General features: G+C 48.2%; 10 protein-coding genes and 1 pseudogene. 5 read left to right on the top strand and 6 right to left on the bottom strand.

From position 1 onward, the window contains the following. On the bottom strand, nucleotides 1–267 hold a 267-nt coding region (locus A3750_RS06400; protein ID WP_068548104.1), incomplete at its 3' end, for a hypothetical protein. Between the two features lie 112 nt (nucleotides 268–379). Continuing rightward, entirely contained in the window at nucleotides 380–1,162 is a 783-nt protein-coding gene (locus tag A3750_RS06395) for a hypothetical protein (protein ID WP_156498459.1), read from the bottom strand. Nucleotides 1,163–1,464: 302 nt separating this feature from the next. Between A3750_RS06395 and A3750_RS06390 the strand changes: the two genes are divergently transcribed. Continuing rightward, on the top strand, nucleotides 1,465–2,145 hold the full coding sequence (locus A3750_RS06390) for a glutathione S-transferase family protein (protein WP_068452946.1): 681 nt from the start codon (nucleotides 1,465–1,467) through the stop codon (nucleotides 2,143–2,145). Between the two features lie 13 nt (nucleotides 2,146–2,158). On the opposite strand, the gene A3750_RS06385 is transcribed toward A3750_RS06390, so the two are convergent. Together A3750_RS06385 and A3750_RS06380 are read right to left on the bottom strand one after the other, a co-directional pair. Next, nucleotides 2,159–2,983 (bottom strand): ABC transporter substrate-binding protein, encoded by an 825-nt coding sequence (locus A3750_RS06385; protein WP_068464516.1) that lies wholly within the window; start codon nucleotides 2,981–2,983, stop codon nucleotides 2,159–2,161. Between the two features lies 1 nt (nucleotide 2,984). Further along, nucleotides 2,985–3,758: an ABC transporter substrate-binding protein gene (locus tag A3750_RS06380; protein ID WP_068457594.1), complete on the bottom strand. Its 774-nt coding sequence runs from the start codon at nucleotides 3,756–3,758 to the stop codon at nucleotides 2,985–2,987. A gap of 268 nt (nucleotides 3,759–4,026) precedes the next feature. Between A3750_RS06380 and rapA the strand changes: the two genes are divergently transcribed. From rapA to A3750_RS06365, 3 genes and pseudogenes are all read left to right on the top strand, one after another. Beyond that, nucleotides 4,027–6,804 carry an RNA polymerase-associated protein RapA gene (gene rapA / locus A3750_RS06375; protein ID WP_068465805.1) on the top strand — a complete coding sequence of 926 codons (2,778 nt, stop codon included), beginning with the start codon at nucleotides 4,027–4,029 and terminating at the stop codon, nucleotides 6,802–6,804. 37 nt (nucleotides 6,805–6,841) lie between these two features. Continuing rightward, nucleotides 6,842–7,264: pseudogene (msrB, locus tag A3750_RS06370) on the top strand (peptide-methionine (R)-S-oxide reductase MsrB); the annotation flags it as partial. 11 nt (nucleotides 7,265–7,275) lie between these two features. After that, a complete protein-coding gene (locus A3750_RS06365) occupies nucleotides 7,276–7,491 on the top strand; it encodes a DUF3820 family protein (RefSeq protein WP_068456451.1) in 216 nt (71 codons plus the stop codon). Between the two features lie 45 nt (nucleotides 7,492–7,536). Here A3750_RS06365 and A3750_RS06360 read toward each other — a convergent pair whose 3' ends face one another. Beyond that, complete coding sequence (locus tag A3750_RS06360) at nucleotides 7,537–8,007, bottom strand: hypothetical protein (protein ID WP_068456448.1); 471 nt, start codon at nucleotides 8,005–8,007, stop codon at nucleotides 7,537–7,539. Nucleotides 8,008–8,293: 286 nt separating this feature from the next. Between A3750_RS06360 and A3750_RS06355 the strand changes: the two genes are divergently transcribed. Continuing rightward, on the top strand, nucleotides 8,294–8,683 hold the full coding sequence (locus tag A3750_RS06355; protein WP_068456445.1) for a Spy/CpxP family protein refolding chaperone: 390 nt from the start codon (nucleotides 8,294–8,296) through the stop codon (nucleotides 8,681–8,683). A 126-nt stretch (nucleotides 8,684–8,809) separates the two neighbouring features. Here A3750_RS06355 and A3750_RS06350 read toward each other — a convergent pair. After that, a partial coding sequence (locus A3750_RS06350; RefSeq protein WP_231871745.1) for a DUF4010 domain-containing protein occupies nucleotides 8,810–9,546 on the bottom strand: 737 nt, incomplete at its 5' end.

The raw sequence follows: 9,546 nt of genomic DNA, 5'->3' as shown, positions 1-9,546 counted from the left end.
GTCTTCCATCGCCTGTGCAGCGCCATCTGAAAATGCTTCTACGGCAGCAGCAAGATTATCCACTGGAAGCTCAAAACTTAGAGGCAGCGCTCCGGCAGGCGTCATCATTTGCGCCTGCCCAAGGTACTGAACGGCTCGAGAATCGTCGCGCTCTCCGTCCTGCGTCACGGGCGTCATAACACGGATGGTTCCGATTTTTTGATCTGTATACATATCTTCGCGATACAAGTTGGCTGCATCCATATTCATCTGTGGTTCGTCTGACATAGCTTTTCCTGAGAGTTCTTGGTTAGTTTAATGGGTAATACAGCAGGGGATTATCGCGATTAAGGCATCACCTTGTCACCCCTTTATGCCCCGCTTATTAAGATAGTAAAACTCAATGCGGCGCTGCTCGGTGTTTTTCCACTAATCGAGAAAAATTGCTCCGTTCTCGAATCATGTAGTCAAATGACGCCACAAACTGATCAAATTCGTCTTGAGATAGACCCTGTTGCTCATAGTTCTGGCGCAACAATACGAGCTGCTCTGCGGCAAGATCATCGCTTCGATTTTGTTTTTTTGACAACAGGTAGGGGATCAGGACTTGCCGAAGACGCAGCACAGAAGCCAGATCTTTGGCCTCATCCATTAACTTGCTAATTTTTACCCGCTGATCAATGAGTATTCGCTCATCTTGACCAAGAACCATAGCTAAGCCCGCTATGTAACGTTTAACAAGTAAATCCGCTAACTGCGTGAGAGCACGATACTGTCTCTCCTCCGGGTCTTCATGCGGGTTAATCGCAGCAACAGTACGATAAAGATCTAACATTAGCGCCTCTGGCATCGATTCCAGTATTTCAGAATCAGCAAAGGACAACCATTCAATAAAAGCCGTCGCATTGGTGTTAGCGAGACGCTGAAGTGCAACAGCATCATTTAGCGCAAAACCAAGCTGAATTGCTTTTTTGGCAACCGCCTCATTGACAGGGTGTTTCTGTAAAGCGACGAGAGCCCGTTCGAAGGCGTAATCACACCCATGTTGTGATTCAATTTCTTCAAGCCAATTCAGCCAGCTCATAGGGCTCAAGGCCAACTCTTCTCGTAAGGTCTGAAGCCAAAGGACGTGCTGTTTCTTGGCATAATCGGGTGTTGCTAACGAGACAACTTGTTGAGCCAATTTTCGCCATTGCCACGCGTCTTCAAGCTGAGGAAGAGAAGCATGGGCTGAGGCCGCTTTAGGTAACTTGATTTGCGGGACCTTTTGGGCTGCCCATAAAGCGCTAGCGCNCAANGAAAGAGCTACAAGAGATGCGCCGTCAGCAAGCATCACAGATCGTTGTGCCTGGTTCCGAAGGGGGGCCAAAGATCCAAATACCTTAACCAAGCGTATGCATCGAGCGTTAGAAAACAATAACAGGTCAATGTCAGCGTGGTGATTAATCACACCATGCTGACTCACTCAACTCAGGGACTCATACTATGTTGGTATTACATCATCTAAACCATTCTCGATCTCAACGGATTCTTTGGCTCCTCGAAGAGCTTGGCGTCGACTATACGATCAAACTGTACGAGAGAGACCCCGTCACCATTCGTGCTCCGAAGAGTCTCAAAAAGGTGCATCCACTCGGCAAGTCACCGGTGATCACTGATGGTGATATCACCGTCGCAGAATCCGGTACGATCATTGAATACCTCCTTCGAACGTATGATAAAAACGGTGCATTCAAGCCAGAGGCTGGTCAGAAAGAGACCGATGTGAGCTACTGGCTTCACTTTTCGGAAGGCTCCTTGATGCCTCCTTTGTTAATGGCGTTGCTGTTCGACAAAGTGAAGGAAAGCCCAATGCCATTTTTCGTAAAACCTATTGCCAAGGGAATATCGGCGAAAGTGATGGGCGACTTCGTTCAACCTGAGATAGACAGCCTTCTGGCATTTATTGAAACGCATCTGGCTGGGAAAGAATGGTTCGTGGGGGACACGTTGACGGGTGCCGATTTCCAAATGAGCTTTCCGTTGGAGGCGCTTGTGGCAAAAGGAAAAATCTCTGACGCGACTTGCCCTAACATTTGCGCCTTCGTCGAGCGTTGCCAGTCTCGGCCAGCGTATCTAGAAGGTTTGAGTAAGGGTGGGGACTACGAGTACGGCCCAAAAAGTTAGCTAACTTCAGCGCTCAGTGGCGGAGGTACTCGAACATTTTTGAGAACTCTCCGCTCTCCTCAAGCCCAGCTACCGCGTCTTCAAAGTCTTTCATAAGTACTTCGCCTCTCTTGTTCCTTGAGAAGATGACATGAGTCTTTCGGTTTTTGCTTAGAGGTCTTGGGTGAAGGGCGAGCATGGTCACCTCTTCTTGAGAAAGGTTTTTCTTCGCGATCGACCAAGCCGTATCTTTGTTGAGTGGAAATACGTCAACACGGCCTTCAAGCAAATTTTTCAAACTCTCTGAGTCGGTTTGTGCTGTTTCTGTGACGAACAAGCCCTTACTCCTATGCTCTTCGAAGGCTTCGCCGTAGCTGTATGCTTCTGTCATGCCGATGCGCAGTCCTTTTAAGTCGACCCACTCCTTCCAGTCAAATTCTGAGCTCTTGAGCGACATAAATAAATGATAACTCGTGGTGAGAGGGCGGCTAAAAAGCAAGTGCTCTAACCTGGCAGGCGTCTTAGACCAGCCGAGTGAGGTGTCCCAGATACCCAGCTTCACATTTTCGATGCACCGCTGCCACGGTGCCCAGATGACATTTGTCTTGTGTCCCGCTAGCTTGAAAATTTGGTTTGCAGCACGCGTCATTGGCCCGGGCCGTTCGTTTCCGGCATTGACGATGTGCGGAGGCCAGTCATCAATACAGATGCTAACGGTATGCTCGTCGGCAGACGAAGTAGCGGAAAAAACGAAACATAACCACAATGCCAATATAACCATCTTGGTTTGCTTAAGCCTGTATAGGGCAGCTATTTGCCCAGCTTTTAATGCGCCAAGTACGGAAGAAATGGAATGCATGCTAATTGGTGTATTTCTCAAGGAGCTGCTGGAGCAGGCCGTTGTCACTAAGTTGTTGAAGTGCGTTGTCTAGCTGCGCTCGTCTTTTCGCCTTCATGCTTTGACTGACCATTAAAACAAGATCATACGCGGGTTCCGCGTCGCCAATGCTACTAATTTCTCGGCATGTCGGTGGAGGCGTTGCGTTGTTGAGCTTATATCTGAGGCGCGAGTCCATCTCGATAAAACCATCGACGCGTTTCAAATCAACAAGCTGAAAGCCTTGCTCGTAACTCTTGGTTGGAACAAGTTCAATGTCGCCTTCTTTTGCAAGACGGCTTAAGCCTGGGTAACGAAAGTGTTTCAACACAGCAAAACTGTGGCCTTGTATGCGGTTTGCAAAATCATGCCTGTGCCCGCAGTGCACGGCAGAATGGGTCACACTTAAAAGTGGTGTGCTGAGTGGAACCCCCATTGGTATCGATTTCCAAGCGGGGCTATCGTAGGCAATCCAGTTTGTCTTACTCTCGTCTTTTAAAAGTAATTCAATGCGAGGTGATGGTGCAACATGTGTCACCAGCTCAATGTTCAGCTTTGCTGCCAGTGCCTCGACAACTTCCGTAATGAAGCCTTTTTGAGTTGCGTCTGGATCGCTAATTTGAAAAGGCTCTGTTAAACCCTCAACAACGTAATAATCGAGTTGTTCCGAAGAAACGGTGCTGGTGAAGAAGGTAAACAGGAAACTTAAGGCAATAGTCGTCAGAGCTCGCGCTTGAATCGCAAGTTTCGATCTCATGACACCTCCTTAAGTCGGATGGCTAGGCTTTCATTCAGAACTCAGAGAATCTCGCGTCTTTCACTTGAACGACTACACTCTCACTCACTCGCATTTAGTTTAGTCTACAACCCGAGTTTTAGGTACTTATTAATTATCGGTGAATGACACGAAATTGATGTGGATCATTATGTGAGTCGCTTATCATCAGTGCTAGAATGCGCGCCGCGTTTTGTCCGTGCATTTAGCCGAGCAGGTTACAGATTAATTGTTTTAGGGGTAGTAGAAGATGTCTTACCGAGTTGGTCAGAGATGGGTTAGTCAAACCGAACCAAAACTAGGGTTAGGGATGATCTCTGAGCTTGAAGGACGGCGAGTAGCAATTACATTTCCAGCAGCGGATGAAGTCCGCACTTATGCGCTCGATCAGGCACCGATCTCTCGTGTGATCTACAAGGTTGGCGACACGGTGTCGGACCATGAAGATGCTGAGTATGTGATTGAGGATGTCGAGCTTGCAGACGAGCTCGTGTTTTACACGGTGAAAGACACCAACAAGCAGTTGAAGCGGATGAGTGAGGTGGAGCTTAACTGCTTTATCCAGTTCACCAACCCCTTACAGCGATTGAGCAACGGCCACTTTGACAGAAATCGTGCGTTCCGTTTGCGTTATGAGACCTTGCAACACAGTCACGCCATGCAAAAGGCCGGTATTCGGGGCTTGCTCGGTTCCAGAACGAGTTTATTGGCGCACCAATTGTATATCGCGCGTAGCGTCGCTGAGCGTTTTGCACCGCGTGTTCTTCTTGCTGATGAAGTGGGACTTGGTAAGACGATCGAGGCTGGCATGATCATTCATGCTCAGCTGCAGCGAGGACTTAGCTCACGTGTTCTGATTTGTGTTCCCTCTACCCTTATTCACCAGTGGTTGGTCGAGATGTTGCGCCGGTTTAATCTGCGCTTCTCTATCTTTGATCAAGACCGCTGTGACTCGCTGATTGAAGAGGGTATCGATAATCCGTTTGAATCAGAACAGCTAGTTCTTTGTGATTTGTCAGCGCTTACTAACAGCGAGCAATTGCGTCGCTATGCGAGTGAGGCTGCGTGGGATCTTTTTGTGGTTGACGAAGCGCATCATCTTGAATGGTCTACAGAGCATGTCAGTGAAGAGTATCGCTGTGTAGAAAGCATTGCGCAGGCAAGTCGCGGTGTGTTGCTGCTGACGGCAACGCCCGAGCAAGCAGGGTTGGAGAGCCACTTTGCGCGCTTACGTTTGTTGGACCCTGATCGCTTCCATGATATTCAAGCTTTCATTGAGCAAGAGAAGCACTATGGCGCTATTTCAGATCAGGTGAAGCGACTCCAAGCACTTGAGCCGGAATCGCATATTGATTCGGAATTGAAAGCCGAGCTTGAGCAGGTGTTGTCTTCTCCAGACGATTATGACTGGTCGAAGACCTCCTTTGAGCTGGTGCCAGAGCTCATCAATGAGCTTCTCGATTTGCATGGAACAGGGCGAGTCTTATTTAGAAATACCCGTGACGCAGTCGAGGGGTTCCCAGAGCGGATTCTTGTTCCTCATGAGCTCGAAGCCGCTGCCGCTGATGCTACATCCATCGCGGACGACCCAGAGGTGAGCTGGCTGATTGATTTCCTTGAGGAGCGTCGCTCCGAAAAAGTGCTCGTAATTTGTTCCAGCGCCGAGCGTGCGCTGATTGTCGAAGAGTATTTGCGCCTGCGTCAGGGGTTTAGAACAAGCGCCTTCTACGAGGGTTTGAGCATTATCGAACGTGACCGTGCGGCGGCGTATTTCGCTGATCGAGAAGAGGGTGCTCAGGCCTTGATCTGTTCGGAAATTGGCAGTGAAGGGCGTAATTTCCAGTTTGCGAGCAACCTTGTGTTACTGGATCTTCCAAAGAATCCGGATTTGCTGGAACAGCGCATCGGGCGCTTGGATCGAATCGGCCAATTGCGCGATGTTCAGATTCATGTGCCATATATCAAAGGCTCGGAGCGAGAAGGCTGGTATCGCTGGTTCCATGAGGCGCTGAATGCGTTTGAAACGAGTTGCCCGGCAGGCTATGCCATTCAACAGCAGTATGATGATCGCCTCAAACAGTATTTGGACGCCGCGGATTACAACGCTGATGGCGCAAGTCAGTTTATAAGCGAGGTGCGCGGCCATCAAGAAGCGCTGATGGCGGAAATGCAGCAAGGCCGCAATGTATTGTTGGAATTGAACTCCTGCCGAACGGAGGAGGCGCAAGCATTGATAGAGTTGTTGGAGTCTGAGGAACGGAGCCAAGAACTCGCCGCTTACATGCAGCGTGTTTACGATTTATATGGTGTTGAACAAGAGCATCAATCAGATGGCTCACTCGTATTGCACCCTGGCGAGCATATGCTAACAACGGAATTTCCCTGTCTGACCGATGAAGGGATGACGCTGACTTATCAGCGTGAAAAAGCGCTGGTCCGCGAAGATATGGATTTCGTTACTTGGGAGCATCCCATGGTGACGGAACTCATGGATCAAATGCAAAGCGGTGAGCTCGGCAATGCGGCACTCGCGAAAATTTCGGTGAAGGGTATTCCTCCTGGGACCTTATTCCTGGAGGCGATTTTTACCGTTAATAGCATGGCGCCAAGAAGTTTGCAGTTAGACAAGTACTTGCCTCTATCGCCGCAGCGTATTGTTGTGAACGTGGATGGGCGAGATCTATCAGAAGTTTTACCTTATGAAAAACTCAACGAGTTGAGCTCGGGAATCAAGCGCACTTTAGCGCTGCAGATACTCAAAGAGATTCGGGGTGAGTTCGGTGCGTTGCTTGCTCATGCACAACGTCGTGCAGAAGCGGTGCTGCCGACCTTACTTGACGAAGCTCGTACACGGTTGAGTGCGGATATGGATGCCGAAATACACCGTTTGCACAGCCTGCAACAAAAGAATCCCTTGATACGTGAAGAAGAAATTAGCTTTTTAAGGAATCAAAAAGAGCAGGGCTTGTCGTATATTGATAGAACCGGGCTGGAACTTCAGGCCATGAGAGTCATTATCAATACCTAATGCATACGGATAACGGGTGAGCACGAATATGAGCGACGATAAGCTGAAACAAGAATTGAGTGAACTGCAATACAAGGTCACGCAGTGTGATGCGACCGAGCGCGCTTTCGATAACGAGTACTGGGATCATAAGGAAGAAGGCATTTATGTTGATGTCGTCTCGGGGGAGCCTTTGTTTAGTTCAACGCATAAATACGATTCGGGCTCTGGTTGGCCAGCCTTTTATCAGCCGATTAAAATCGAACAAATCGTTGAAAAGGAAGATACCAAGCTCTTTATGCGACGGGTAGAGGTGCGAAGTAAAGAGGCTGACTCCCATCTCGGACATGTTTTTCCAGATGGTCCAGAGCCGACTGGCATGCGGTATTGTATTAACTCGGCGGCGATGCGCTTTGTTCCAAAAGCCGAGATGGATGCTCAGGGTTATGGAGAATTTTTGACCTTGTTTGATGAAGGGTAGCGAAAAAGCGTATGGAACCCAGTCACGAGTATTTGCTCGATATTGCCAATATGAAGATGCCATTTGGCAAGTACAGCGGTCGGCGTTTAATTGATCTGCCTGAAGAGTACTTGCTCTGGTTTCGTAAGAAAGGCTTTCCCAATGGCAAGTTTGGGCAGCTTTTAGAAATGACGCTCGAGATCAAGATTGAAGGTTTGGAAGGGATTGTCGCGCCACTAAAGTCATAGCTGACGTCGCCTCCAAATGAGATGAAGGCGACGTGCTGTCTATTCTCAGTTTTCGACTTTGGGTGGTTGCTGTGGTTGCGTTAGAAAGAGAAATACGCCAAGCGCAATCAACAGGAAGGCTGTGCTCGATATGATCGCAACTGGGTAATATAAGTTACCAGCGAGTTCAAGTTGGCTGTATTTGATCACCATGATGAGTCCTTCTAATGAAAGCGCGATACACACCGTACCGATAAACCGTGGGATGGTTCTTCGTATGCTCTCTACCGGATCTGCAGAGTCTTCTTTTGCCGAATATTCTGCATTGATTACCAGCGCCAATTCAAAAACCGCAAGCGCAATGATTCCTGTATTCACCGCTTTGAGAAACATCTGCATAACATCGTCGCCGCTGGCAACGCCTTTAAAAATCGCGGTGACAAGCGAATAAAGAATCGCAATGGTCATTGTCAAAAAGATAAAAGTGAAGAGTTTTGCCATAACATTGCGCATGGAGAAACTGGTAGTGATGCTCATTCTGATTCCTTGTCCTAGGTATGAATGCTGCTCATTGAGATTTGCAGACTAGACCTGATGTTTTCTGAGGTTGATTGTTTTCTGGGTGTTTAATGTCATTGCATGCGCATTTTAAATTGCGTGCGCACGGTCTCTGTTAAGTTGCTCATGGTTCGTTAACTTAGAAGCACTTATAGTATCAGGAGTGCATAGTCTCGGACTATTAAAGATAGATACTTAACGCAATCGAATGCTAGCGAGGAGCGTTTCAATTAATCTGATGAATCAATATGACCGGAGATGAAGAATGAATAAATTCAAGATATTAGTCTTAACTGCGATTGTGAGTGTTAGTGGTGCGGCCAATGCCGGTAGCCATAAACACGATGGCGACATGCATCATAAGCATGGACCTGCAATGAAAGTAGAGAAAATGGCAGAAAAACTGTCGTTAACCGAGAAACAGAAATCGGAGATTCTTGGCTTGATGGAAGCACAACATGCTCAGATGAAGAAAATGCGTGAGGCTATGCGTGAATCTCGCAAGCAAACGCACGAGCAGATAGAGCAAATTTTAAATGATGAACAGCGTGCGCAGTTCCAAGCTATGCATGACAAGAAACATAAGAAAATGAAAGGTAAGAAGCATGGTGAGAACGATCATCATGAGCGTTACGAACATTGCGACGACGATTGACAGGTCTCGTTAGGCAATCTTTAACTCGATCGTGTTGTGAATCGGTCTTGTTCATTAGGGCTAGCTCGGCAAGCTAGCCTGTTTTGCTGTCGTTCCTCTGTCTCTAAATGTTCAGAGCTTGAAGGTTTACAGTGTAAAAGCAAGCGCAGCACCTGCAGCGCTTGCAAGCAATAGAGGGATGCAAACTTGCATTGAAAGCCTTCCCTTTGAAAACACGGCAACCATGGCTGACTTCACCAAACTATTTGCGATTGCGGCAATAATGATGCCTTTGGCTGCGACATCAAGGCTTAGACCGTTCAAACTACCTCGGCTTAGTGCGAGGTTGACTGCATCGACATCCGATAGCCCCGATACGCTAGCTAGTAGATAGACGCCGGCGTCGCCAAACCAGTGTTGTAAGGCTTGCGAGAGCAGCATGGTTACGGCAAGGAGTGCACCAAAAAACACCGCTGAAGAAAGCTCCAGAGGATTGTGCAGAGGTGACATGCTGTCCGACAATGCTTTATGCCGGCCGATGTACCAGATAATCAAGCTTGGGACATAAACCAGTGCCGTCATTGCCGCAATAGGCACGACGAGCATCCTGGCCAACTCCGCGTTGATGATAAAACAGACGATCAGCATGCGTGGGAACATCGTGCCGCAAGCGAGCAAAATTCCGGTCGCCAACAGCGGCGAAAGCTCAGGCTTTTCTTTTCCTAATTTTGAATAATGCAGCGTCAATGCGGTCGATGAGCTCAATCCTCCAAAAATACCGGTGAAGATAATGCCTTTTTCCGGGCCGGCAATTCGGATTGCGAAGTAGCCCAAAAATGAGATAGAGGAAATGAGTACCACCATCCACCAGACCTCAAAGGGAT

This window comes from Oleiphilus sp. HI0079 (genome assembly GCF_001635105.1).
The sequence above is the reverse complement of the archived record's forward strand: the minus strand, read 5'-3'. Positions and strand labels throughout refer to the sequence as shown.

What these genes read in the sequence shown, in the direction of transcription:
- A3750_RS06390 (WP_068452946.1), top strand. Translation starts at nt 1,465, where the DNA reads ATGTTGGTATTACATCATCTAAACCATTCTCGATCTCAACGGATTCTT.
- A3750_RS06365 (WP_068456451.1), top strand. Translation starts at nt 7,276, where the DNA reads ATGGAACCCAGTCACGAGTATTTGCTCGATATTGCCAATATGAAGATG.
- A3750_RS06355 (WP_068456445.1), top strand. Translation starts at nt 8,294, where the DNA reads ATGAATAAATTCAAGATATTAGTCTTAACTGCGATTGTGAGTGTTAGT.
- A3750_RS06360 (WP_068456448.1), bottom strand. Translation starts at nt 8,007, where the DNA reads ATGAGCATCACTACCAGTTTCTCCATGCGCAATGTTATGGCAAAACTC.
- A3750_RS06385 (WP_068464516.1), bottom strand. Translation starts at nt 2,983, where the DNA reads ATGCATTCCATTTCTTCCGTACTTGGCGCATTAAAAGCTGGGCAAATA.
- A3750_RS06380 (WP_068457594.1), bottom strand. Translation starts at nt 3,758, where the DNA reads ATGAGATCGAAACTTGCGATTCAAGCGCGAGCTCTGACGACTATTGCC.
- rapA (WP_068465805.1), top strand. Translation starts at nt 4,027, where the DNA reads ATGTCTTACCGAGTTGGTCAGAGATGGGTTAGTCAAACCGAACCAAAA.